The organism is Mycobacterium angelicum, from assembly GCF_002086155.1.
GTDB lineage: Bacteria > Actinomycetota > Actinomycetes > Mycobacteriales > Mycobacteriaceae > Mycobacterium > Mycobacterium angelicum.
The window spans coordinates 66,242-90,339 of record NZ_MVHE01000005.1 but is presented as its reverse complement, the minus strand read 5'-3'; the positions used below and the strand labels follow the sequence as shown (position 1 = coordinate 90,339).

23 protein-coding genes and 1 pseudogene are annotated in these 24,098 nt (G+C 64.8%); 8 read left to right on the top strand and 16 right to left on the bottom strand.

Annotated elements, in window-relative coordinates; all coding sequences use genetic code 11:
• Positions 1-37: 37 nt before the first annotated feature.
• Entirely contained in the window at positions 38-1,012 is a 975-nt protein-coding gene (nrdF, locus tag BST12_RS05505; protein WP_083112007.1) for a class 1b ribonucleoside-diphosphate reductase subunit beta, read from the bottom strand.
• A 293-nt stretch (positions 1,013-1,305) separates the two neighbouring features.
• Here nrdF and BST12_RS05500 point away from each other — a divergent pair, with 293 nt between their 5' ends.
• Positions 1,306-1,752, top strand: a complete 447-nt coding sequence (locus BST12_RS05500) for an SRPBCC family protein (protein WP_083112006.1) — start codon at positions 1,306-1,308, stop codon at positions 1,750-1,752.
• Positions 1,736-2,266, top strand: a pseudogene (locus BST12_RS05495) (TetR/AcrR family transcriptional regulator); the annotation flags it as partial. The gene BST12_RS05500 and the pseudogene BST12_RS05495, both read left to right, overlap by 17 nt.
• On the opposite strand, the gene BST12_RS05490 reads toward BST12_RS05495, so the two are convergent.
• Together BST12_RS05490 and BST12_RS05485 are read right to left on the bottom strand one after the other, a co-directional pair.
• Positions 2,265-3,830 carry a flavin-containing monooxygenase gene (locus tag BST12_RS05490; protein WP_083112005.1) on the bottom strand — a complete coding sequence of 522 codons (1,566 nt, stop codon included), beginning with the start codon at positions 3,828-3,830 and terminating at the stop codon, positions 2,265-2,267. The pseudogene BST12_RS05495 and the gene BST12_RS05490 overlap by 2 nt on opposite strands.
• Positions 3,831-3,961: 131 nt before the next feature.
• Positions 3,962-4,705 (bottom strand): TetR/AcrR family transcriptional regulator, encoded by a 744-nt coding sequence (locus BST12_RS05485; protein ID WP_139801499.1) that lies wholly within the window; start codon positions 4,703-4,705, stop codon positions 3,962-3,964.
• A gap of 184 nt (positions 4,706-4,889) precedes the next feature.
• Between BST12_RS05485 and BST12_RS34580 the strand changes: the two genes are divergently transcribed.
• Positions 4,890-5,057, top strand: coding sequence for a hypothetical protein (locus BST12_RS34580; RefSeq protein WP_308207356.1), 168 nt, complete (start codon positions 4,890-4,892; stop codon positions 5,055-5,057).
• 176 nt (positions 5,058-5,233) lie between these two features.
• On the opposite strand, the gene nrdE is transcribed toward BST12_RS34580, so the two are convergent.
• The 4 genes from nrdE to BST12_RS05460 all read right to left on the bottom strand — a co-directional run bounded on the left by nrdE (position 5,234) and on the right by BST12_RS05460 (position 9,131).
• Positions 5,234-7,399 (bottom strand): class 1b ribonucleoside-diphosphate reductase subunit alpha, encoded by a 2,166-nt coding sequence (gene nrdE / locus BST12_RS05475; RefSeq protein ID WP_083112003.1) that lies wholly within the window; start codon positions 7,397-7,399, stop codon positions 5,234-5,236.
• Positions 7,369-7,821, bottom strand: a complete 453-nt coding sequence (gene nrdI / locus BST12_RS05470) for a class Ib ribonucleoside-diphosphate reductase assembly flavoprotein NrdI (protein WP_083112002.1) — start codon at positions 7,819-7,821, stop codon at positions 7,369-7,371. Before nrdI ends, nrdE begins: the two co-directional genes overlap by 31 nt.
• A 46-nt stretch (positions 7,822-7,867) precedes the next feature.
• Complete coding sequence (locus BST12_RS05465) at positions 7,868-8,107, bottom strand: redoxin NrdH (protein ID WP_083112001.1); 240 nt, start codon at positions 8,105-8,107, stop codon at positions 7,868-7,870.
• A gap of 460 nt (positions 8,108-8,567) precedes the next feature.
• Complete coding sequence (locus BST12_RS05460; protein ID WP_211281211.1) at positions 8,568-9,131, bottom strand: NAD(P)H-dependent oxidoreductase; 564 nt, start codon at positions 9,129-9,131, stop codon at positions 8,568-8,570.
• A 90-nt stretch (positions 9,132-9,221) separates the two neighbouring features.
• Here BST12_RS05460 and BST12_RS05455 point away from each other — a divergent pair, with 90 nt between their 5' ends.
• Together BST12_RS05455 and BST12_RS05450 are read left to right on the top strand one after the other, a co-directional pair.
• The gene (locus BST12_RS05455; RefSeq protein WP_083112000.1) at positions 9,222-9,821 is read left to right on the top strand and encodes a TetR/AcrR family transcriptional regulator; all 600 of its coding nucleotides are present in this window, start codon (positions 9,222-9,224) and stop codon (positions 9,819-9,821) included.
• 9 nt (positions 9,822-9,830) lie between these two features.
• Positions 9,831-10,898: a DNA polymerase IV gene (locus BST12_RS05450; protein WP_083111999.1), complete on the top strand. Its 1,068-nt coding sequence runs from the start codon at positions 9,831-9,833 to the stop codon at positions 10,896-10,898.
• On the opposite strand, the gene BST12_RS05445 is transcribed toward BST12_RS05450, so the two are convergent.
• Positions 10,861-11,733: an SDR family oxidoreductase gene (locus tag BST12_RS05445; RefSeq protein WP_083111998.1), complete on the bottom strand. Its 873-nt coding sequence runs from the start codon at positions 11,731-11,733 to the stop codon at positions 10,861-10,863. The two genes, BST12_RS05450 and BST12_RS05445, sit on opposite strands and share 38 nt — an antisense overlap.
• Positions 11,734-11,791: 58 nt before the next feature.
• Positions 11,792-12,436 (bottom strand): TetR/AcrR family transcriptional regulator, encoded by a 645-nt coding sequence (locus BST12_RS05440; RefSeq protein ID WP_083112113.1) that lies wholly within the window; start codon positions 12,434-12,436, stop codon positions 11,792-11,794.
• A gap of 121 nt (positions 12,437-12,557) precedes the next feature.
• On the opposite strand from BST12_RS05440, the gene BST12_RS05435 reads away from it, so the two are divergent.
• The gene (locus BST12_RS05435; RefSeq protein ID WP_083111997.1) at positions 12,558-14,036 is read left to right on the top strand and encodes a cytochrome P450; all 1,479 of its coding nucleotides are present in this window, start codon (positions 12,558-12,560) and stop codon (positions 14,034-14,036) included.
• 13 nt (positions 14,037-14,049) lie between these two features.
• Here the strand turns inward: BST12_RS05435 and BST12_RS05430 are convergent, their stop codons facing one another.
• The 4 genes from BST12_RS05430 to BST12_RS05415 all read right to left on the bottom strand — a co-directional run bounded on the left by BST12_RS05430 (position 14,050) and on the right by BST12_RS05415 (position 19,057).
• Complete coding sequence (locus BST12_RS05430) at positions 14,050-14,547, bottom strand: 2-isopropylmalate synthase (RefSeq protein ID WP_083111996.1); 498 nt, start codon at positions 14,545-14,547, stop codon at positions 14,050-14,052.
• Between the two features lie 800 nt (positions 14,548-15,347).
• A complete protein-coding gene (locus BST12_RS05425) occupies positions 15,348-16,307 on the bottom strand; it encodes a sensor histidine kinase (RefSeq protein WP_083111995.1) in 960 nt (319 codons plus the stop codon).
• Between the two features lie 121 nt (positions 16,308-16,428).
• A complete protein-coding gene (locus tag BST12_RS05420; protein WP_083111994.1) occupies positions 16,429-17,856 on the bottom strand; it encodes a FadR/GntR family transcriptional regulator in 1,428 nt (475 codons plus the stop codon).
• A 7-nt stretch (positions 17,857-17,863) separates the two neighbouring features.
• Positions 17,864-19,057, bottom strand: coding sequence for a thiolase family protein (locus tag BST12_RS05415; protein ID WP_083111993.1), 1,194 nt, complete (start codon positions 19,055-19,057; stop codon positions 17,864-17,866).
• Positions 19,058-19,108: 51 nt separating this feature from the next.
• Between BST12_RS05415 and BST12_RS05410 the strand changes: the two genes are divergently transcribed.
• Complete coding sequence (locus tag BST12_RS05410) at positions 19,109-19,441, top strand: Zn-ribbon domain-containing OB-fold protein (RefSeq protein ID WP_083111992.1); 333 nt, start codon at positions 19,109-19,111, stop codon at positions 19,439-19,441.
• A gap of 82 nt (positions 19,442-19,523) precedes the next feature.
• On the opposite strand, the gene BST12_RS05405 is transcribed toward BST12_RS05410, so the two are convergent.
• The 3 genes from BST12_RS05405 to BST12_RS05395 all read right to left on the bottom strand — a co-directional run bounded on the left by BST12_RS05405 (position 19,524) and on the right by BST12_RS05395 (position 23,262).
• Entirely contained in the window at positions 19,524-21,689 is a 2,166-nt protein-coding gene (locus tag BST12_RS05405; RefSeq protein ID WP_083111991.1) for an acyl-CoA dehydrogenase family protein, read from the bottom strand.
• A 70-nt stretch (positions 21,690-21,759) separates the two neighbouring features.
• Positions 21,760-22,518: an SDR family NAD(P)-dependent oxidoreductase gene (locus tag BST12_RS05400; protein WP_083111990.1), complete on the bottom strand. Its 759-nt coding sequence runs from the start codon at positions 22,516-22,518 to the stop codon at positions 21,760-21,762.
• A gap of 102 nt (positions 22,519-22,620) precedes the next feature.
• Complete coding sequence (locus tag BST12_RS05395; RefSeq protein WP_083111989.1) at positions 22,621-23,262, bottom strand: chemotaxis protein CheB; 642 nt, start codon at positions 23,260-23,262, stop codon at positions 22,621-22,623.
• A gap of 99 nt (positions 23,263-23,361) precedes the next feature.
• Here BST12_RS05395 and BST12_RS05390 point away from each other — a divergent pair, with 99 nt between their 5' ends.
• Positions 23,362-24,078 (top strand): Crp/Fnr family transcriptional regulator, encoded by a 717-nt coding sequence (locus BST12_RS05390; RefSeq protein WP_083111988.1) that lies wholly within the window; start codon positions 23,362-23,364, stop codon positions 24,076-24,078.
• The last annotated feature ends 20 nt before the right edge of the window (positions 24,079-24,098 follow it).

Below are 24,098 nucleotides of genomic sequence, written 5' to 3'. Positions count from 1 at the left end.
AGTCTGCCGCACCCACACTCTCGTCACCGCTCAAGCTTTAGAAGTCCCAGTCCTCGTCCTCGGTGACGACGGCCTTGCCGATCACGTAGCTCGAGCCGGAGCCGGAGAAGAAGTCGTGGTTTTCGTCGGCGTTCGGTGACAGCGCGGAGAGTATTGCGGGGTTCACGTCGGTCTCGTCGCGCGGGAACAGCGCCTCGTAACCGAGGTTCATCAGCGCCTTGTTTGCGTTGTAGCGCAAGAACTTCTTGACGTCTTCGGTCAGCCCGACCTCGTCGTAGAGGTCCTGGGTGTACTCAACTTCGTTGTCGTACAACTCGAAAAGGAGCTCGTAGGTATAGTCCTTGAGCTCAGCGCGCTTGACCTCGTCGACCAACGCCAGACCGCGCTGGAACTTGTAGCCGATGTAGTAGCCATGCACGGCCTCGTCGCGGATGATCAGCCGGATCATGTCGGCGGTGTTGGTCAGCTTGGCCCGGCTCGACCAGTACATCGGCAGATAGAACCCGGAGTAGAAGAGGAAGCTTTCCAGCAGCGTGGAGGCCACTTTGCGCTTGAGCGGCTCGTCGCCGCGGTAGTACTGCAACACGATCTCGGCCTTGCGCTGCAGGTTGGGGTTCTCCTCCGACCAGCGGAACGCGTCGTCGATCTCGGCGGTCGAGCACAGCGTAGAGAAGATCTGGCTGTAGCTCTTGGCATGCACCGACTCCATGAACGCGATGTTGGTGTAGACGGCCTCTTCGTGCGGGGTCAGCGCGTCGGGGATCAGGCTGACCGCACCCACCGTGCCCTGGATGGTGTCCAGCATGGTCAGACCCGTGAAGACCCGCATGGTCAGCTGCTTCTCACTGGCCGTCAGCGTGCCCCAGGACGGGATGTCGTTGGACACCGGCACCTTCTCGGGCAGCCAGAAATTGCCGGTCAGCCGGTCCCACACTTCGGCGTCTTTCTCGTCTTGCAGCCGGTTCCAGTTGATCGCTGAGACCCGATCGATCAGCTTTGCATTTCCAGTCACCAGAACCCCACTTCACCAGGACGATTGGCCGCCGTACTTAGACCCCAGACACTACCCCTGGGGTCTGACAAGCCGTTGGAACACAAGAAGTTGTGTTTGCGTGTCGCAATCACATCTGTCACACCAGCCTCTGAGCCCGCTTGGATACCCAACTTTGAAAGACTTTGAAAGCTGATACCGCCGGCGATATCGCGTTTTGCATTCGGTCGTGACCACTCTCATGGTACCGATGTGACCGCTGCGACGAGACCAGCTCCTATGCGGAACACTCCTTTTTATGTACCATTTGGTACATGATTACCGAGGACAGTATCGAGATCGACGCGCCGCCGCATTTGGTATGGGAGGTGTTCAGCGACGTCGAGCGCTGGCCCGAGTGGACCGCCTCGGTGACGGCCCTGACCGCCGTGGACGGACCCGGCCTCGCGGCGGGCAAACGGTTCGCGATCAAGCAGCCCCGCATGTCGAAGCTGGTCTGGAAGGTCACCGAAATCGACCCCGGCTCGTCCTGGACGTGGGTGCAGCGCGCCCCCGGGGCGTTTGCCAGCGCTCGCCACGAGGTGATCGCCCGACCGGGCGGAGGCACGCTGGTTCGCCAACGGATCGATCAGCGCGGCCCGCTCGGTGGTCTCGTTGGACGGCTCATGAGAACGATGACCAAGCGGTACCTCAAACTCGAAGCCCACGGCCTCAAGGCCCGGTCTGAGCAGCTCAGCCGCGCCAATGGCGCGCACTCCTGACCTAGAGCGGCGCCGGTCCCTCCTCGACGCGCTCGTCGAGGAGTTCGCCGCGGGCGGCGTGGGCGAGCGGTCACTGCGCGATGTGGCCGGCGCGGTGGGCACCAGCCATCGGATGTTGTTGCACCACTTCGGGTCTCGCGAGGATCTGCTCGTGGCGATCGTCGAGGAGGTCGAGCGCCGCCAGATGAGCCTGCTTACCGAATTGCCGACGAGCCCAGCAGAAGGCTTCGCCGCGATGTGGGCCGACGTCCGGCGGCGCGAGCTACGCCGGCTGGAGCGGCTCTTCTTCGAGTGCTACGCCCGCGCCGCCCAGGGCGAAAGGCCCTTTGACCGCATGGTTCCCGGTGCCGTCAACGGCTGGCTGGCCGAGGTCGAGGCAGTCGCCGGCGACGCCTTCGATCCGGCGATGGCCAGGCTGGGACTGGCCGTCACCCGCGGTCTGCTGCTCGATCTCGTGGCCACCGGCGACGAGGCCGGCGTGGATGCGGCGGCGAAAGCCTTCGCGGAACTACTTAGGCGGTCGCCCTCCGGCGGTTGGAGCGTGAGCCCTCGCCCAACCCGAGCAACTGATACTCGTCGAGATTGCCCTTTCGAGTTTCCCGCCAGTACTGCCAGGTGTAGCCGCCCCACAGCACGGTGTTCTTGCCATGCTCGTCGAGATACCAACTGCTGCAGCCGCCGCTGTTCCACACCGAGTGGGACAGCTTGCGCTGCAACTCCTCGTTGAAGCGATCCTGCGCCTCGCGGGTAGGGGCCAGCGCCTGCGCGCCGAACTTGTCGCACTTGGCGATCGCGTCGGCGACATAGCGGATCTGCGATTCGATCATGAACACCACCGAGTTATGGCCCAGCCCGGTGTTGGGGCCCAGCAGGAAGAACAGGTTGGGCATGTTGGCGACGGTGATGCCGCGGTGAGCACCGATGCCCTCGCGGTTCCACCGGTCCACCAGGTCCTCGCCGTGCTCGCCCTTGATCTGGACGTAAGTGTAGGAGTCGGTGACGTGGAAGCCGGTGGCGTAGACGATCACGTCCGCCTGGTGTTCGACGCCGTCGGCGGTGACGATCCCGTCGCGAGTGATCCGGCTGATGCCCTCGGTGATCAGCTTGGTTTTCGGGTCGGCGACGGCGCCGTAATAGGTGGAGGAGTTCAGGATTCGCTTGCAGCCGATGCGGTACTTCGGGGTCAGCTTGCGGCGCAGCTCGCGATCCTTGACCGAGCGCCGAATGTTCAGCTTGCAGTAGCCCTCAATGAATTTCAGCGCGTTGGGCCGCTTGGTCATGCCAAAAGCAAGTGCCTCCTGCGCCCAGTAAATGCCCAGCCGCACCAATGCGCGCAGCCCCGGCACGTTCTCCATGGCCCGACGCAGCGCGACCGGGATTTCGGGATTGGAACGCGGCACCACCCACGGCGGTGTGCGCTGGTAGAGCTGCAGTTCGGCTACCTGCCCGACGATTTCGGGCACGATCTGGATCGCGCTCGCGCCGGTGCCGATGATCGCCACTCGCTTGCCGGTCAGGTCGACGCTGTGGTCCCATTCCGCGGAATGGAAAGCGGGACCGGAAAATTCGTCGCGGCCCTCGATGTCGGGGAAGGACGGAACGTGCAGCGCACCGGCCCCCGACACCAGGAACTGGGCGACATATTCACGACCGTCGACGGTGAACACGTGCCAGCGGTATTCGTCGTCGTCCCAGTAGGCGCGATCGACTAGGGAGTTGAACTCGATGTAACGGCGCAGCCCGTATTTCTCGGTGACTCCCTTGAGGTAGTCCCAGATTTCGGGCTGGAAGGAGAACGGGTTCTTCCAGTCCGGCTTGGGCTCGAACGAGAACGAGTACAGGTGCGACGGGATGTCACAGGCGCAGCCGGGATAGCTGTTGTCGCGCCAGGTGCCACCAATGTCGTCGGCCTTCTCGAGGATCACGAAATCGGAGCCGGAGAAACCCAGCTTTTGCAGCGCAATGGCCATACCCAAACCGGAGAATCCGGTCCCGATGATGACGGCACGAGTGTGTACGGGGGATTTGTCGCCTTGATTCGCTGCGGCTTCAGTAGCCGGGCTCACGACGTCGGTCATGGTGGGTGGTCTTTCCTGTTGTGAGTTGGCGCGGCGATGGGCGCCTCAGTGAACGCAAATACCCAGTACCCAGGGTATCGGATACAACTGAGTGTTATCGATCACCGCGGTGATGTCAACGGCTCCGGGATTCAGCTCACCGCAGGATTGCTTGGCACCGCGTCGTGAATGGGCCGCTCGGGGTCCATGGCGATGCCGAGCGTCTCGGCGGTGCCGACAATGACGCCCATCATGATCGTCGTCAGGTGAGCAACGAACTGCTCGCGCGACATCCGGCGCGGGCTGGCGGGCTCCGGGCCCAGCCACCACTCGGTGGCCGACGCGGCCGCCCCGAAGGCGCTGTGTGCGGCAAGTTCAAGCGCCGCGCGATCGAGGTCCATCTCGCGCATTTCGTTGTTGAACAACTCGGCAAAGGTCAGGGTGATTTCGCGGCCCTCGTTGAGGGTGCGAACCGTCGCCTCGGACTGCTTTGCCGAGCGGCCCTGAATGAAGACCCGCAGCACGTTGGGATGCTGGTCGACGAGGATGACGTACTCCTCGACGCTGCGCCGGATCACCTCGCGGGCCGAGTCGGTGGCCAGGTTGATCGACGGGAAGATCGCGGCCCACAACATGTCGCGCAGACGTTCCCCGATCGCCACGAACAGATCGGATTTGTCGGCGAAATGACGGTAGATCTTCGGCTTGGCGGTGCCGGCCTCTTCGGCGATTTCGCGCACGCTCAGCTCTGGGCCGAGACGGTCGATGGCCCGGAAGGCCGCATCGACGATTTCGTTGCGCACCTTCTTACGGTGTTCGCGCCAGCGTTCGCTGCGCGCGTCGACCTTGACTCCGGGCTTCACGCTCGGGTGCGGCGGCCGGGGAATTCTCACCACGTCAAGCACCTTACCGCGCGGCACCGGCTGACCTGGGCAGACCGGGCGCTGGGCGCCCCACCGAGTGTGAATCTGACGACGCGACACGCCGTCGAGCCGTCGCCCGGCTCACACTCGGCGCGCCCACCGGTGAGTTTTCCTGCGCACCGGAGTCGGAGTCCGTATGCCTAGAACCAATCTCTCGATGTCGATCTCCGCCGACGGCTATCTTGCGGGGCCCGACCAAAGCGAAGATGAACCGCTCGGTATTGGCGGCAGAGCCCTGCGCGATTGGCATCTGGGTCCCGCCAAGGATCATCCGGTGAACCGGCGGGTGCTCTCGGACATGCTCGACGGGATGGCCAAACAATAACGGGCCGCAACATGTTCGGCCCCGTTCGCGGCGAATGGGGTGATTCGCAATCCTGGGATCCGGCGAGCGCCTACTCGACGGCTTTGCGCACGGTCAGCCACAACTCGAACTGATTCGTGTGCTTCAGGCCCCGGGCCTAGCGCATCTGCGCTATCGCGTTATCGAGTGACACGACGTCACAGCATGCAGGACACGCAGCCCTCGACCTCAGTGCCTTCCAAAGCCATCTGACGCAGCCGGATGTAATACAGCGTCTTGATTCCCTTGCGCCAGGCGTAGATCTGCGCCTTGTTCACGTCGCGGGTGGTGGCGGTGTCCTTGAAGAACAACGTCAGCGAAAGCCCTTGGTCCACATGCTGAGTGGCCGCGGCGTAGGTGTCGATGATCTTCTCGTAACCGATCTCGTAGGCGTCCTGGTAGTACTCCAGGTTGTCGTTGGTCATGTAGGGCGCCGGGTAGTAGACCCGCCCGATCTTGCCCTCCTTGCGGATCTCGACCCTTGACACGATCGGGTGGATCGACGACGTCGAGTGGTTGATGTAGGAGATCGACCCAGTCGGCGGCACGGCCTGCAGGTTTTGGTTGTAGATGCCGTGCGTCTGTACGGATTCCTTCAGCCGCTTCCAGTCGTCTTGTGTGGGAATCCGGATTTCCGCGTCGGCGAACAGCTGGCGCACCTTGTCGGTCTGAGGCTCCCAGACCTGCTCGATGTATTTGTCGAAGAACTCTCCCGACGCGTACTTGGACCGCTCGAAGCCAACAAACCGCGTACCTCTTTCTATCGCGATGCGGTTCGAGGCGCGCAGTGCGTGATAGAGCACCGAATAGAAGTAGATGTTGGTGAAGTCGATGCCTTCTTCGGAACCGTAGAAGACGCCTTCCCGGGCCAGGTACCCATGCAGGTTCATCTGCCCCAGCCCGATCGCGTGGGAGTTGTTGTTGCCCTGCTCAATCGAGGGCACCGAGGTGATGTGCGTTTGGTCGCTCACCGCGGTCAGCGCGCGGATGGCCACCTCGATCGTCTGGGCGAAGTCCGGCGAGTCCATCGTCTTGGCGATGTTCAGCGAACCCAGGTTGCACGAAATGTCTTTGCCCACTTTGGCATACGACAGGTCTTCGTTGAACAGCGACGGCGTGGACACCTGCAGGATCTCCGAGCACAGATTCGAGTGCGTGATCTTGCCTTCGATGGGGTTAGCGCGATTGACCGTGTCCTCGAACATGATGTAGGGGTAGCCCGACTCGAACTGCAGCTCGGCCAGCGTCTGGAAGAACTCCCGCGCCTTGATCTTGGTTTTGCGGATCCGCGCGTCGTCCACCATCTCGTAGTACTTCTCGGTGACCGAGATGTCCGCGAAGGCAACGCCATACACCCGCTCCACGTCATACGGCGAGAACAAGTACATGTCGTCGTTGCGCTTGGCGAGCTCGAAGGTGATGTCGGGGATCACCACTCCCAGGCTCAGCGTCTTGATCCGGATCTTCTCGTCGGCGTTCTCTCGCTTGGTGTCCAGGAAGCGGTAGATGTCGGGGTGGTGCGCATTGAGGTACACCGCGCCGGCGCCCTGCCGCGCACCCAGCTGGTTGGCGTAGGAGAACGAGTCCTCTAGCAGCTTCATGATCGGAATGACACCCGAAGACTGATTCTCGATGTTCTTGATCGGCGCACCGTGCTCACGAATGTTGCTCAGCAGCAAGGCGACTCCCCCACCGCGCTTAGACAGCTGCAGCGCGGAGTTGATCGACCGCCCGATCGACTCCATGTTGTCCTCGATGCGCAGCAGAAAGCAGCTCACCGGCTCGCCGCGCTGCTTCTTGCCCGAGTTCAGAAACGTTGGGGTGGCCGGCTGAAAACGGCCCTCGATGATCTCGTCGACGAGCTTCTCCGCCAGGCCGGTGTCGCCGGCCGCCAAGGTGAGCGCCACCATCACGACACGGTCCTCGAAGCGCTCGAGGTAGCGCTTCCCGTCGAAGGTTTTCAGCGTGTAGGAGGTGTAGTACTTGAACGCCCCCAGAAACGTCGGAAACCGGAACTTTTTGGCGTACGCCCGGTCCAGCAGCGTCTTGACGAAGTTGCGCGAGTACTGGTCGAGAACCTCACGCTCGTAATAGTTTTCCCGGATCAGGTAGTCGAGCTTCTCGTCCTGATTGTGAAAGAAGACCGTGTTCTGGTTGACGTGCTCGAGGAAATACTGCCGCGCGGCGAGCACATCCTTGTCGAACTGAATCTTGCCGTCCTTGTCGTACAGGTTCAGCATCGCATTCAGCGCGTGGTAGTCCGTCTCCTCGGCCACCGCGTGCGTGGTGGCGGCTACAGGCTCTGCAGTGACGGTTGGTGACACGTCTGTTCCTTCCAGAATTCAGCGAGACCTGCGCGAACGGCGTCCACGTCGTCCGGAGTGCCCATAAGTTCGAAACGGTAAAGATAGGGAACGCCACATTTGCGGGAAATCACGTTGCCCGCGTAGGCGAATTCGGCACCGAAGTTGTTGTTGCCCGCGGCGATGACGCCCCGGATCAACGACCGGTTGTGCTCGTTGTTCAGAAAGGCGATGACCTGCTTGGGGACATAGCCGCCGTTGTTGATGTCAGGAGTGGCCTTGCCGCCGCCGTACGTGGGTAGCACCAGCACGTACGGTTCGTCGACCTCTATCCGCCCGTGCAGCGGTATCCGCGTGGCGGGAACACCCAGCTTCTGCACGAAGCGGTGGGTGTTCTCCGACACCGAAGAGAAATAGACCAGGTTGCGCTTTTCGCTCTCCATGGCACCGCAACCTCCTTGTCTATCTCTCTACCAATCCTGAGCCGGGCTACGCGGTGAGCGCGGCCCCGGCGAGCGCCTTGATCCGGTCGGGACGGAAGCCCGACCAGTGGTCGTTCTCGGCCACCACGACCGGAGCCTGCAGATAACCCAACGCCATCACGTAGTCCCGCGCCTCGGTGTCGAGGCTGATGTCAACCTTCTGGTAATTGATGCCCTGCTTGTCTAGGGCCTTGTAGGTGGCGGTGCACTGCACGCATGCGGGCTTGGAGTACACAGTGATGCTCATTGCCGCTCCTTTGCGGAAGTGGGGGACTTGACAGACTGGCAACTACTCGCTCGGAAGATCTGCACTAGCTTCAGCGCTCCGTCAAGCCCCAAGATTCCCGTTCCGCGGCGGCCATGTCGATCGACCTGGCGATGCCGATTCCGGGAAGTTCATCGACCCCCGCGAACCTGATGGGAGCTGGTGAACCTGGGACCTGCCGGCTCCCGAAACACTACACCTGGGGGGTGACAACACGAAGGGATACAAGATGTTCGAAAAAACATTCTTGAAATTCCCAGGTCGTAAGCCTGTCTCGGGCGTGTCGCCGGCGTGTCGCAGATCACAACCGCCAATCGTGGTATTCATGCCGCCAGGTATAGCAGCAGCCTCCGACAAGACCGGCCAAGATCGGCGCAACCAGCGCTTTATCTGAAAGCCAGCAAAGCCGCCAGCGAATCGCTGACGGCTTGTCCAGCTGCTATCAGCCGACTTCGGCGGTGAGCTTGCCGACCACGTCGCGCACATTCGCCGACAGCTCGGCATGCTCCGCCGGGGCCTTTCCTTCCAGGGTCTTGAACGCAACCGACAGTTTGATCGCCCCGACCACCCGCGCGCCGGCGATGCCGAACGACTTGCGCGTCTCGTCATGCGCCCACACCCCGCCGTACTGGCCCAGGGATCCGCCGATCACGGCCAGTGGCTTGTCTTTCAGCGCGCCGTTGCCGAAGGGCCGCGACAACCAGTCGATGGCGTTCTTGACGACCGCCGGGATGCTCCCGTTGTACTCCGGGGTTACCACCAGGGCGGCGTCGGCCTCGGCCGCCGCGGCCCGCAAGGCGGCCACCGGACCGGGCGCCCGCTCGAGGGCACTGTTCATCGCATCGTCGAGGTCTTCGTTGTAGAACGGCAGCTCGGCCAGCCCGTCGAAGACCGAGACGGTTACGCCGTCGGGCGCTACGGCCGCTGCCAGCTCGGCGATCTGACGGTTGATCGACGCGGCGCGCAGGCTACCCACTAACGCCAGCACCTTGATGTTCTCTGCCACTGTCCGGTTCCCTTCGGTTTCTGGTCTACATCCTTGCACGAGCAAACCGGACTGCAGTCCGCTTTATTCCAGTCGAGTTAAAGTGCAGGAATGAGCGGTGTCGAATTGCCCGTATCCGCGCCGCAACAGCCCCCGCCGGAACGGGGCGACGCCGCCCGCAATCGGGCCCTGCTGCTGGACGCCGCGCGCAGTCTGGTGGCCAAACGCGGCGCGGACGCGGTCACCATGGACGACATCGCCACCGCCGCCGGCGTCGGCAAGGGCACCCTTTTCCGCCGCTTCGGCAGCCGCGCCGGCCTGATGATGGTGCTGCTCGACGAGGACGAGCTGGCCAGCCAGCGGGCCTTTCTGTTCGGTCCGCCGCCACTTGGCCCCGACGCGCCGCCACTGGTTCGGCTGGTCGCCTTCGGCCGGGAACGGATCTGCTTCGTCCACGCCCATCACGAGCTGCTCTCCGAAGCCAGCCGCGATCCGCTGACCAGGCACGGCCCACCGGCCGCAGTGCAGCGCACCCATGTTCGGGTGCTGCTGCAATCGGCTGAGACCACCGGCGATCTCGATGTTCAGACCGATGCGCTGCTGGCGCTGCTCGACGCCGACTACGTAGAGCATCAACTCGCCAACGGCCACACGCTCGAATCGTTGGGCGACGCATGGGAGAGCCTGGCGCGCAAACTCTGTGGACGGTGACAGACGCCGATGCCCCACTGGATTCTGCACATCGACCTCGACCAGTTCCTGGCATCGGTCGAACTGCGCCGCCGCCCCGACCTCGTCGGAGGGCCGGTCATCGTCGGCGGCAATGGCGATCCGACCGAGCCCCGCAAGGTCGTCACGTGTGCCTCCTATGAGGCCCGCGAATTCGGGGTGCACGCCGGCATGCCGCTGCGCACCGCCGCGCGCCGTTGCCCCGGAGCGACGTTTCTGCCGTCGGATCCGGCGGCCTACGACGCGGCGTCCGAACAGGTGATGGGGTTATTGCGCGACCTGGGACACCCGCTCGAGGTGTGGGGCTGGGACGAGGCCTATGTCGGGTTGGCGGCTGGGGATCCGGCCGAGCTCGCCGGACAGATCCGCGCCGTGGTGTCGTCGGAAACGGGCCTGTCCTGCTCGGTCGGTATCAGCGACAACAAGCAGCGCGCCAAGGTGGCCACCGGCTTTGCCAAGCCCGCCGGGATATTCACCCTGACCGACGAGAATTGGATGACGCTGATGGCCGATCGGCCGGTCGACGCGCTGTGGGGCGTCGGCCCCAAGACGGCCAAAAAACTTGCCGCACTTGAGATAACCACCGTCGGCCAGCTTGCGTACGCCGATGGAGAGCTCTTGACATCCACCTTCGGCGCGCGCACCGGGCTGTGGCTGCTGCTGCTCGCCAAGGGCGGCGGCGACAGCCAGGTGAGCGCCGAACCATGGGTTCCGCGCTCTCGCAGCCACGTCGTCACCTTTGCGCACGACCTCACCGAGCGAACCGAAATGGATTCGGCGATAACCGAATTGGCCCAGCGCGCGCTGGCCGACGTGCTGGCCTCGGAGCGAATCGTCACCCGCGTCGCGGTGACCGTGCGCACCGCGACGTTCTACACCCGCACCAAGATCCGCAAGCTGGATACGCCGACCACCGATGCCAAGGTGATCACCACCGCCGCGCTGCGCATCCTGGATCTATTCGACCTGGACCGCCCGATCCGGCTGCTCGGGGTGCGACTGGAACTGGAGATGCCCAGCCTCAGCGCGGCACCGGACGGGGCCGAAGCGCGCGGGTGAAGAACACGTTCACCTGGCGCATCGCGACGCTGTAAGGCCACCACGCGAGCCGCTTGAAGGCATACAGCGCCCGAATATCGGCCGAGGTGTAGACGAGGTATCTGTTCTTGGCGACCCCGGCCAATATCTTCTCGGCGGCCTTCTCCGGTGACACGGCATGACCGCTGAAGCGCTCGACCCACCGGCTGACGCTGGGGTCCTCACGGTCCACGCCCGCGATCTCCACGGTATTGACCAGTGGGGTCTTCACCGCACCCGGCACCACAACCGAAACCCCGATGCGGTGGCGGGCCAAATCGAAACGCAGCACCTCCGAGAGTCCCCGCAATCCGTACTTGCTGGCGCTGTAGGCCGCGTGCCACGGCAGCGCAACCAGGCCGGCCGCCGACGACACGTTGACCACATGCCCGCCCCGACCCGCTGCCACCATCGGCGGGACGAACGTCTCGATGACGTGGATCGGACCCATCAGATTGATCGCGACCATCTTGCTCCACTGATCATGGGTGAGCCGGTCGACGGTCCCCCATGCCGAGACACCGGCAATGTTCATCACCACATCCATGCTGGGATGGCCGGCGTGGATGTCGGCGGCGAAGCCCGCCACCTCGTCGTAATCGGAGATATCCAGTACCCGATGCTGCGGTACCTGCGCACCCAATGAGCGGGCGTCGGAGACGGTTTGCGCCAATCCGTCGAAGTCGCGATCAGTCAGATAGAGTTCGGCGCCCTGTGCGGCGAGCCGCAACGCGGTGGCCCGCCCGATGCCACTGGCCGCACCGGTGATGAAGCAACGTTTGCCCGCGAAGTACCGCCCGGATGCCGTCTGCGCCATGCTCGTGACGATACCGGCGGCAACAACGGGCCGATTTGGCCCTCAGACGCAACCTGCGCTAGTGGCCGGTGCCGCCCCACAACGCGGTGAGCCACAGCTGTTCGAGCACCCGTACCCGGCGCTGCACGTCATCGTCGCGGCCGGCGAAAAGCGGGTCACCGGTCAGCATCAGCGCGGTGGTCGCCGCCAGGGTGCGGATCAGCGTCGGCAGATCCGCGCTGATCGGGCGCGCGGTCCCCGCCTTCATCTCGGCCTCGACCACGCCGACGATCTCGCGCAGCACAATCTCAAACTGCTGATCGAGTAGATCGCGTATCTCCACATCGCTGTGACGGGCGACATTGCAGGCCGTCATCACCGGGTCATTGTTCGCATATACCGCGACCGCACTGCCCACCATGCGCTTGGCAAACTCCTCGGGCGACTCGCCCGGCTGGCGGGGCGCGAAGTACTGGGTGAGCTCCTCGAGTTCCTCAGCGGCCTCGGCCAGGATCTGGGCGAGTACTGAGTACTTGGAATCGAAATAGAAGTAGAAGCCCGATCGCGCGACTCCGGCCCGAAGGCTGATCGTGCTGACCGACAACTCCGAGAACGGCTTCTCCTGCAGCAGTTCACGCACCGCGCGCAGGATCGCCTGACGCTGCTTGTCACCGCGCCGTGTGGTGGCCGGCGCTGACTGGTCGGGCGCGGTGGCTTCACGCATATCATGCGGGGTACTCACCCTAAAGACCTTGCACCACAGCATGGCAAAAGCAAACTTGACAGGCGTCAAAAACATCTCAAGACTGCATGTGACGGCTGCCATAATTGCCAAAGGAGCGTCAATGGCGACGATCAGCACCCCGGCGTACCTACTTGACCAAGCCAGGCGCCGGCTCACGCCATCGTTCAACAACTTCCCGGGCATGGGATTCGTCGAACACACGCTGCGCCACACCCAGTTCCCGGAAACGACGCTGGCCGACCCGCCCCCGGGCAGCGACCTCAAGCCGGTTCTCGGCGACGCCGGTCTGCCGATCTTGGGTCACTTCATCGAAATGCTGCGCGGCGGCCCGGACTACCTGATGTTTCTCTACGAAACCAAGGGGCCGATCCTCTTCGCGGACTCGCCAATTCTGCCGTCCGTCGTAGCGCTGGGCCCCGACGCCGCGCAGGCGCTCTACTCCAACCGCAACAAGGACTACTCACAACAGGGCTGGGTGCCGGTGATCGGACCCTTCTTCCACCGCGGACTGATGCTGCTGGATTTCGAAGAACACATGTTTCACCGGCGCATCATGCAAGAGGCCTTCGTCCGGACCCGGCTGGCCGGCTACGTCGAACACATCGACCACGTCGTCTCGCTGGTGACGGCTAACGACTGGGTGACCAACGACGCCCGCTTCCTGCTGTACCCGGCAATGAAAGAGCTCACCCTCGACATCGCCTCGATGGTGTTCATGGGCCACCAACCCGGCACCGACCACGAACTGGTCACCAAGGTCAACAAGGCCTTCACCACCACCACGCGCGCCGGCAACGCAATCATTCGCACCAGCGTGCCCCCGTTCACCTGGTGGCGCGGGCTCAAAGCTCGGCACCTGCTGGAGAGCTACTTCCAGGAACGCGTCAAAGAACGCCGCGGCAAAGAGGGCAACGACCTGCTGACCGTGCTGTGTCACACCGAGGACGAGGACGGCAACCGCTTCTCCGACGACGACATCGTCAACCACATGATCTTCGTAATGATGGCCGCCCACGACACCTCCACGTCGACGGCCACGACCATGACCTACCAGCTGGCCGCCCACCCGGAATGGCAGGAGCGCTGCCGCGACGAATCGGCCCGGCTCGGCGACGGACCCCTGGACATCGAGTCGCTGGAAAAGCTCGAATCGCTCGACTTGGTGCTCAACGAATCGATCCGGCTCGTCACCCCGGTGCAGTGGGCCATGCGCCAAACCGTGCGCGACACCGAGTTGTTGGGCTACTACATACCCGAGGGCACCAACGTGATCGCCTACCCCGGGCTCAACCATCGCCTGCCCGAATTCTGGACCGACCCAATGACATTCGACCCAGAGCGATTCACCGAGCCCCGCAACGAACATAAGCGCCACCGCTATGCGTTCACCCCGTTCGGCGGCGGGGCACACAAGTGCATCGGCATGGTATTCGGGCAGCTGGAGGTCAAAACGATCATGCACCGGCTGCTGCGCCGCTACCGCCTGGAACTGCCCGCACCCGACTACCACCCGCGCTGGGACTACGGCGGCATGCCGGTGCCCATGGACGGCATGCCGATCGTTTTGCGGCCGCTGTAGCTGCGCCGAGAACTCAGGCGATCAGCCGGTTTGCGCACGCGATCACCGCACGCAGGGCGGATTGAGTAGGGTCATCGGCCCAGCCCATTGCCCATTCCGAGCGAATGCCATTGGTACCGCAGACGAAGGTGGCGGTGTATTCCGTCGATCTCATCTGGTGAAACCGCAGTGTTTCCACCGAGATCCCGCGCTCATGCAGCATCGCGGTGAGCGCCGCGACCGGTCCGCTGGCGGCGGCGTTCGATGTGCTGATGCGATCGCCGTCGGCGATCATCGCACGGAAGTTGCGAACCTGCGGCCCGATCCGGCCGGCCGGCCGCGCGGTATCGGTGCACGCCCAGTGCCCCAGCCGAAGCGGACCGCTGTTGGGGGCATAGGTCGCCGCGAAGTTCTCCCACGACATGGCGCCGGCTTGTTCGCGTAGCCCGCGCGGCAATGGGCAGCCGAAGTGGCCGCCGAACCACGTGGCGGCGGCGGCAGTCGGGCAGGAATCTTGGAACGGAGATGTCATTGCGTCGGTCTTCTCTGGTCAGCAAGGCGACCGACGGTAGTAGCTTCCGACCCACAGCGGGGGGTCGGTCTGGATCAGACCCCGCTGCGGGTGCTGGCTACTACGGCACGCTTGACAAGACGCACGAGCGGTGACATTAGACCCCGCGCTTCGGCCACGCAAGTTCCTTTTCCGCTTTTGACCTGCGGGCTGCTGGGGACCCTCCGCCCGCTGATGAAGCGCCCCTTTTAGTGCGAAAACGGCTCATCGCAAGGTGTGACGGCGATAACATCCGAAGACGGTGGTAATCACCGGTTATTGGTGTGGTCAAGCGAGAAAGGCGCGATCTATGGGGGCGAGGAAAACCAGCAAAAAAATGCAGGTGCTTCGGACGGTCGTAGCAGTGCTGGCTGCGACATTCGCGTTGCTGTCGGCGGGCTGCGCAGCCGAAGGCGGCGCGTCGTCCACCGTGAACGGCGGGGTCGGCACCAGCGGCTGAGCGCACGCCGGCACTCAGCCCACAAACGTCGGGGGCGAGTCCGCCGGGGACCACTGCGCACCAAGCGCATCGGGTGGCCGAACTCTCGGCCGGTCCCCGGCGGCTCGACAAAATTCGGCAACGCGAGAAAGGCACCAAATATGAGGGCGAGGAGCAAGTTCTTCACTCTGATCGCGGCTTTGTTGTTCGCTGTGTACGGGCTAGCGGCCGCCGGCTGCAAGGACAACCTCAACTCCCCGGCACCGGTGGAAAGAGTGCCAGTGGTTCCGGCACAACCGGAAGTGCCGAGCTAGCCGGCAGCCGGCCCGGCTCCCACCGTGCCCTAGCGCGACGGGCTCAGCCGAAGGTAGGCCTGGATCGTCGTTCCGTTTGCCGTGGTGTGGGTACGCACCAAGTCGGCCATGGCGTTGACCAGGAACAAGCCGCGACTTGCCGTGCCACTGGGGCCCGGGTCCTGCCGACCCACCAGCGGATTGTCGAGCCGTCCCTGGTCGCGGGCCTCGCAGACCAGGTGATCGTCGTGGCGCCAAAAGGCCAACTGACACGCCCCGCCGGTGTACTGCAGGCTGTTGGTGGCCAACTCGGTGGCAATCATCTGCAAGTCGTCTATGCCGTCTTGTGACAGCCCGACCCAGCCGGCGTAGTCGACGGCGAAGGACCGGGCGGGCCGCAGGTCTGTGCTCTTGCGCACGGTGTAGGTGACGGCTCCCGGATTCGGCGGCAAAGGCCGGTTGCAGCGCGCCAACGCGTCCTGCGGCGCATACTCGGCGCTGTGATACGCCGCGCCGCACTTCCACAACAAGGGGTGCGTCCTGCGGGCCTCGGCCAGTACCTCTTCGTCTAACCGCTCAGCGTCATAGAGGCACAACCCGATTACGTTCTGATTTTCGAAGGCTCCGTTGATCAACGCCTCGTGCTGGACGCAGGCCAGACATTCGTCGGCGCTACGTCCTGGCCACACTAGCTGGCTGACGATTCGCACCCGCTGATCGCCGTATTTGGCGGCAAATGCGCTTTCCATCGCCAGAAATCGGCTCGGATTGCGAGCTGCCTCGCTGATATCGACAATCCGCAGCTCCGCCGTAGACCCAGCGCGCGCTGCATTCAGCTCCGGACGAAGCAGGGCCAGCCGCTCGCCGGGCACGGCAACCAGGACCGGCTCGTCCACGGCGAAGCCGTCGGCAACGAACCGCACGACGAAGTCCAGATACTCGCGTTGGGAGTGATAGAACAGCGCCGAGTGGACGAAGCCACGTTGCTCCGTCTCGGTGATCGTGGTCATCTAACGCCCCCGCTACGTCGATGTGCCGACCCCCTGCTGGATCGGCCAAGCACTTGCGTATCTACATACCCACGTCGCGCGTTAGCCATGCGCGCCGCCGCAATTCGGGTGGATCACAATTTCACAGCCACCAGGATGCGGCGGCGTCAAGATGACGACGGATGCGGTAGCGGGCCAAACTGTCGTCGCCACGGCCGATCGCCTCGAGAATCCGCAGGTGAGCGTGCTCCACAGCGACGACGTCGGACCAGGTCGGCAAATCTTGCCCGGTGCTGGACCAGTGCCGGCGAAACAGCTCGACAATTATCCGCAAGAAAAGGTCGAGCAGCGCATTGCCGGCCAATTCCGCCAGCCCGACGTGGAAGCGAAATTCCTCGACCGCGGCGGTGCGGACGTCGTCTGTAGCGGTGTCGAGTGCGGGCCTATTCGAATGGAGGAAGGCCGCGACCTCAGGGTCGGTGCGGCGTTTGACTACTTTCGCAACGTTGTCGATCTCGATTGCATCGCGGACACAGCGCAGGTCTTCGCGGCTCGGCTTGCGATATTGCAGATACAGGGCAATGGTGTCGATGCTGGCCTGCGCCTTCGGCGTCGCGACGATCAGCCCGCCGCCGGGCCCCCGACGCATCTGGGCGACCGCGTGATATTCGAGTAGCCGCACCGCTTCCCGCAGCACCGAGCGGCTCACCCCATAGCGCTGCAGCAGTGCGGTTTCAGTGCCGAAGACCGAGCCCACCTGCCAGCCGTCGGCGGCGATATCGTCGCCGATCGTGGCCGCCAGCACCTCGGCGAGTTTGCCTTGCGGTGCCTCGATGTCGGGCCGCCGCAGCCGGCGCGGCAGCCGCCCCGCTTGGTCGCCGCGCTGGTGGCGCTGCAGCCAGACGGTGACTGCTTCGACATGTCGCTCGGTGAGTGTCTTGGCGCGCGCGGTGTCGCCGGCGGTGACGGCGGCGACGATCTCGGCGTGGTCGTCGCGCATATGGTCGACGGCCTCGATGGCCTCGTCTGCCGAGGCGGTTCGCGACTTGCGCACGTATCGCTTGGTGAGCCTCATCAAGACGTCGATGAACAGCGCCAGCACCGGGTTTTTCGACTGCCCGGCGAGCGTGAGGTGAAACTCGTCGCGCAGTGCCGGCAGGCCCGGTTTCCACTGCCGTTCGGCGTGCAACACCGCGCGCAGCCGGTCAATGCCGGCTTCGTCGATGTGTTGTGCGGCAAGGGAAGCTGCCAACGGCTCGAGCACCAGACGCGCGTTGAGCAGGTCGTCCAGGGTGGTGCCCAGGTATTCCAGATAGATAACGACCGCGCGGGTCGCCGGACCGGCATCGGGCTCGCAGACGAACAATCCGCCGTTGGGTCCCCGGCGCATCCGGGCGACCTGATGGTGCTCGACGAGACGAATGGCCTCGCGCAGGACCGATCGACTCACCGAATAACGTTGTTGCAGAGCGGGTTCGGTGCCCAGCGAGGTTCCGATCGGCCAGCCGCGCCGCACGATGTCCGCCTCGATGCGGCGGGCGATCTTTGCCGCACGTTTGTCCGTGCTCATCGGCGCGTCAGCACGTGAGCAGCAGGCATCCTGCGACCGGACCACCGCCGACGGACACCACGCCGACCTCCGGGCGCTGGGTCACCTGCCGCTCCCCCGCCTCGCCGCGCAGCTGCAGGCAGCCTTCGTGCAGCGCCCAATACCCGTGCATGCGCCCGGCCGAGAGCTGACCGCCATAGGTGTTCAGCGGTAGCTCACCCTCGCGGGCGATTCGCGCACCGCCCTCGACGAACGGGCCGGCCTCGCCGTCGCCACATATGCCAAGGGCTTCCAGCCAGGCGATGGTGAGAAACGTGAACCCGTCGTACAACTGCGCGATGTCGAGGTCGGCGGGGGTGTATTCGGTGCGCGACCACATCTGCGCCGCGGCATCCGACATCGCCATCTTCGGATAGTCCGTGCGGTGAAACCAGCCGCCGGCGCCGTCGGACCCGCCGATCGCTTCGACTCGTACCGCGCGGTGTGGGCAGTCGGTCGCATACTCCGCGTGCGACACCACCACCGCGATGGAACCGTCAATGGGCACATCGCAATCCAGCAACCCGAACGGTGTCGACACCGGACGGGCACCCAGATAATCGGCCATCGTCATCGGGTCGCGGTATACCGCAAGGGGATTCAGGGCCGCGTTACGCCGCCCGTTCAGCGCGACCCAGCCCAGCTGCTCCTTGCTGGTGCCATACAGTTCCATGTGCCGACGGCAGTTCAGCGCCAGCCAATTCGCGGCGGAATAGGCCTGTGCGGCAACAAGGTCGGTGATGTCATCCATTGCCCCGACGGCGGGACGCGGTTCGCCCTCGGGTGTTTCGAACATGCGCGCAAGCGGCGGGGCCGGCGCGTTCTCGTCCTGCTTGACCGGCACCGTGCCGCCCAGCATTTGGATGGTCCGGTAGACCACCACGTGCCGGGCGCGCCGTTCGGCGACGGCACGGCACGCCGACATCACCGGGCTCAGCAGGCCGCCGGTGCCGAATCCGGATCCGCAGTCGGCGGCGTCGATCTGGAGTTCTGCGGTGACCTCGGCGGGCAGAGTGTCACCCAGGGTGGCTATGCCGTCGATGTCGCCAGGCAACAGGCCGGCGTCGTCGATCGCGGCCCGCACCGCCTGCATGGTCAGCTCCAGCCCCGGGATGCCGGTGCGGCGGCCGATTCGCGAAATACCGATGCCGGACACGATCGCGCTTTTCTCGAAGTAGCTCATCTGCACCGTCCATAGGCGTACACCGAACTAATAGAGTGTACTGTATTGCTGGTGTCCGCCGAGCTGCTGATCGAGCACTGCGCCGCGTGTGCGCGGTGGGTGCATCCCGCTACCGGCGACTGCCGCGACTGTGGGGCGGCGCTGATGGCACGGCCGGTGTCCGGACACGGCACCGTATTCACCTACACGGTCAACTACCACCCGTACAACCCCGACGTGCCCACGCCGTATGTCATCGCGCTGGTCGAACTCAGCGAGCAGAGTGGGCTGCGGGTGGCCGCCAATATCGTTGGCTGCGAACCAGAGTCGGTGGCTTGCGGAATGCCGGTCGCTATCCGGTCCGAGAAAGGCGCCGGCGGAGCACCGTTGTTCGCCCCCGCCTAGCTGCGCGAGCGTGCGCAGAATGCCACTCCGCGCGGCGTGCCGCTGAACAGACATGCACGCTCGCGGGGAAAAGGGGCGGGGGTCAGTTGATCAGTGGGTCGCGGGGCATGCCGAGAATCCGCTCGGCGATCTGGTTGCGGGTCACCTCTGAGGTGCCGCCCGCGATCGCCATGCCCCGGGCACCCATCACCATTCGTCCGGCCAGCGCACCCGGCCCGTCCATCAGTGCTATGTCGGGGCCCAACAGCGCTGCCGAGATCGCCGCGCCCTCGATCATGTGCTCGGCGAGCTTGAGTTTGGTGACATTGCCTTCCGGGCCGGGGCCTGCGCCTTCGACGCTGCGGGCGGCGCGGCGCAGGTTCAGCAGTCGCAGCGCATGGTCGTCGGCAAGGAACGATCCCACCCGGATTCGCCCGCCCGCCAACCCATCTGGCCGCTGTTGCACCCCTTTCACCAATTTGGCGCCCAGCCCCTCGTAGTATCCGCCACTGCCGCCGATGCTGACTCGCTCGTTGCCCAGCGTGGCCCGCGCCACGGTCCATCCGGAGTTGGGCGCGCCGACGACGTCCTCGTCGGGAACGAACAGGTCGTTGAAGAACACCTCGTTGAATTCCGAGCCGCCGGTGATTTGCCGCAACGGCCGCACCTCGACTTCGGGTGCCTTCATGTCGACGATCACCGTCGTGATGCCGGCGTGCTTGGGGGCATCTGGGTCGGTGCGCACGGTGGCAAGACCACGCGCGCAGTATTGCGCTCCGCTGGTCCACACCTTCTGCCCGTTTATCTTCCAGCCGCCCTCGACGCGAGTGGCTTTCGTCTTGACCGAGGCCGCGTCCGAACCGGCTTCGGGTTCGGAGAACAGCTGGCACCAGATCTCGTCCTGGCGCAGCGCCTTTTCGACGAATCTTTCGATCTGCCAATCCGTTCCGTGCTGGATCAGCGTGAGGATCACCCATCCGGTGATCGAGTAATCGGGACGCTTGATGCCCGCCGCGCGGAATTCCTCCTCGATCACCAGCTGCTTGACCGCGTCGGCCGCCAGGCCCCACGGCTTGGGCCAGTGCGGCATGACGTAGCCCGTCTCGATCAGCTTGTCGAGTTGCGACTCCTGGTCCAGGGCGGCGACTTCGGCCGCGTCGGCACGGATCTGGGTGCGCAGTTCCTCAGCCTCGGGCGGCAGGTCCAGGCTGTTGGCGCGGATGGCGCCGGCCGCGGTGCGGTCGAAGACATCGCCGGCCGGCGCGTCGCCACCGAACAGTCCGGCGATCACCAGCGCCCGCCGCAGGTGCAGATGCGCGTCGTGCTCCCAGGTAAAGCCGATGCCGCCGTGCACCTGGATGTTGAGTTCGGCATTGCGCGCGTAGGCGGGCAATGCCAGCGCCGCGGCCACCGCCGAGATCAGCCGGAACTGGTCTTCGTCTTCGGATTCGGCACGCGCGGCGTCCCATACCGCGGCGATCCCCGATTCGCTGGCCACCAGCATGTTCGCGCAATGATGTTTCACCGCTTGGAAAGTGGCGATGGTGCGGCCGAATTGCTGGCGCACCTTGGCGTAGCCGACGGCCGCATCGACGCAGTCCGCGGCGCCGCCGACGGCCTCTGCAGCCAGCAGGGTGCGCGCGCGGGCCAGCGCCGAATCGCGGGCACCCGGCAGGAGGTCGGCGGCGGCCACGCTCACGTTCTGCAGCCGGACGCGTCCGGAACGCCGGGTCGGGTCCAAGTTGTCCGGCACCTCGACCGATACGCCGTCGCGGCCGCGTTCGAGCACCAGCACGTCGTCGCCGGCGGCGACCAGCAACAGCTCCGCCAGGCCGGCACCGAGCACGACCCCGGCCTCGCCCTCGGCCAGGCCGTCATGGACCCGCACGTCACCGCCCAATCCGATGCCGGCGGTCACAGTTCCATCGATCAGCCCCGGAAGCAGCCGCGCTTTCTGTTCGGCCGTACCGTCTTTGGCGATCACCGCCGAGGCGATCACGGTCGGCACGAACGGACCCGGGGCCACCGCGCGGCCGAGCTCTTCGATGACCACCACGAGTTCGGGCAGCCCGTAGCCAGAGCCGCCGTGCTCCTCCTCGATGTGCAGACCGAGCCAGCCGAGCTCGACCAAGTCGTGCCAGAAGGGCGGACGGGCCTCATCCGCCGCGTCGAGCAGCGAGCGCGCCGCCCAGCGCGCCTTCTGTGCGGTCAAAAACGCGCGGGCCACCTCGGCGAGTTCGCGATGGTCGTCGGTCAGTGCGATACCCATGCGGGCCCTCCTCGCAGCGCTGCTGATTACCTAAAGAGTGTACTCAATGCGCGCGGAGGCTCGAAGGCGGCTACTTGGGTGCGAACCGCTGCCCGGCGTCCAGTCGCAGACACTGGCCGTTGAGCATCGGGTTGTCCACGATGGCCGCCACCAACTTGGCATACTCCTCGGGCCGACCCATTCGCTTGGGGAAGGCCGCGTCGCGCACCAGCATGGCCGCCATATCGTCGGGCACCATCGCGGTCAGGCCCGTCAGAAACAGACTCGGCGCGATTGCGAGCACCCGGATGCCCAACGAGCCCAGGTCGCGAGCCATGGTCAGGCACATACCGGCGATGCCGGCTTTGGCGGCGGTGTAGGCGACCTGACCGATCTGGCCTTCGAAGGCCGCGATCGACGCGGTGTTGATGATGACACCGCGCTCTTCGTCTTCGGGCTCGTTCTTGCTCATGTGCGCGGCCGCCAGCCGGCTGATGTTGAAGGTCGCGATGAGATTGAGATCCACCACGGCGCGAAAGGATTCGAGATCGTGCGGCCCGGACTTGGTCATGGTGCGCTTGGCGATGCCGCCGCCCGCGGTGGTCACCGTCACGTGGAGTCCACCGAGGTCGTCGACGGCGGCCTGGAGGGTCTCCTCGGTGCCGGTGAAGTCGGTGACGTCGACCGGGTAGAACTTGCCGCCGAACCCGTCGGCAACGGCCTTGCCGTCGGAACCCTCGCGGTCCAGCACGGCCACCTGTGCGCCACGCTGGGCCAGGAGTTCGGCACTGGCCCGACCCATCCCCGACGCGCCGCCGATCACGACGACCTTCTTCCCGCTGATCTCCATCCGGACCTCCCTTGTGTGGCGTGTCAGATTACCGACAATTTGTAACGCTACCTAGGCACGCTAGCGCGTCCGATCTGCCCGGTTACCGACGGTATGCCGGGGTTATGAGCTCAGCCGTGCCCAGGGCGGGATCGGCACGGTCAACAAATCGGCGGCCCCGGGTGCGGTGGCCAAAGCCAGCAGCGCCGACGGAATGCGCTGCAGCGGCAATACAAAATCGGCGCAACCAGTGGCGATGGCGTTGGCCGGCATATCCGGAGCCCGGGCGTCGGACGGGTCTTGCACGAGCACGCGTCCGCCACGCAGCTTGACGGCACGGCACCCCCGACTGCCGTCACCCTGATACCCCGTCAGGATGACCGCGATGGTCGGGCCCGCCTCCGCCGCGCTCATCAGCAAGGCGTCACCGGTACCGACACCCCGGGTCGCGGGCTCCAGCAGCCACCGCCCGTCGGCGTCGATGGTGGCGATGGTTGCGCCCGGCACCACCGTCACCCCCGGCTGAGCGGCTGGGGTTGCATCCTCGGCGACGTGTACCGGCAATTCTGTTCTGCGGGCGAGCACGGCGACCAGCGGGTCGCCGACGGAGGTTTGCGCCCGGTGCTGCACAACCAGCACCGGGACCGGGAACGACGCCGGCAAGCCGGACAGTACCTTGCTGAAGGCGTCCATGCCGCCCAGCGACGCGACGAGCACCACGTAGGAGAACTTCGGCACCGTCGCCAAATGTCTGGGCGCGGACATATCGGACAGTCTAGATGTTCTGTCGGCTAGCTGACATAAGCAGACAAAACGTGGGTAGTCCTCCCGGACGGCACAACCGACGGCGGGAAGGGGCAACCGATGACGGCGAAGCGGTTACAGCGCAACGCCATCCTGGCGCAACTGCCCGAGCGCGAATACTCGCAACTGGAGCCGCAGCTAAGGCTTGAGCAGCTGGAGTTGAAACATCCGGCATACGAACCGGGCAAACCGATTTCCGATATCTACTTTCCGCTGTCTGCGGTGTTTTCACTGGTCGCGGTCGTCGACGGTCACCACAGCCTGGAGGTGGCCACCATCGGCCACGAGGGCATGGTGGGACTTCCGGTCTATCTCGGCGCGTCGAGCAGTCCGCAGGCGGCGTTCTGCCAAGTCTCAGGCGAGGCCGCTCGCTTGACCGTGGCCGACTTTCGCCAAGCGCTGGCCCGCGACGGTGCCCTGCACACGCTGCTGAACCGCTTTACCCAAGCCACCATGGTTCAGGTGGCTCAGAACGTGGTGTGCAACGGCACCCACTCGACTGAAGCCCGCATGGCCCGCTGGCTGTTGACCACCCGCGACCGGGTCGACAGCAACGAATTGCGACTGACCCAGGAGTTCTTGGCCCAGATGCTGGGGGTGCACCGGCCCACCGTCTCCGACACCGCGCAACGCATTCAGGAGCAGGGACTGATCAGCTACCGCCGCGGCGTCATCACGATCACCGATCGTCCCGGCTTGGAAGCGAAGGCGTGCGAGTGCTATCGCATCGTCAAGGCCGAATTCGACGCGATTCGCAACCACGACGGGCGGGGATAAGCACAGCCGATCAAAGATGT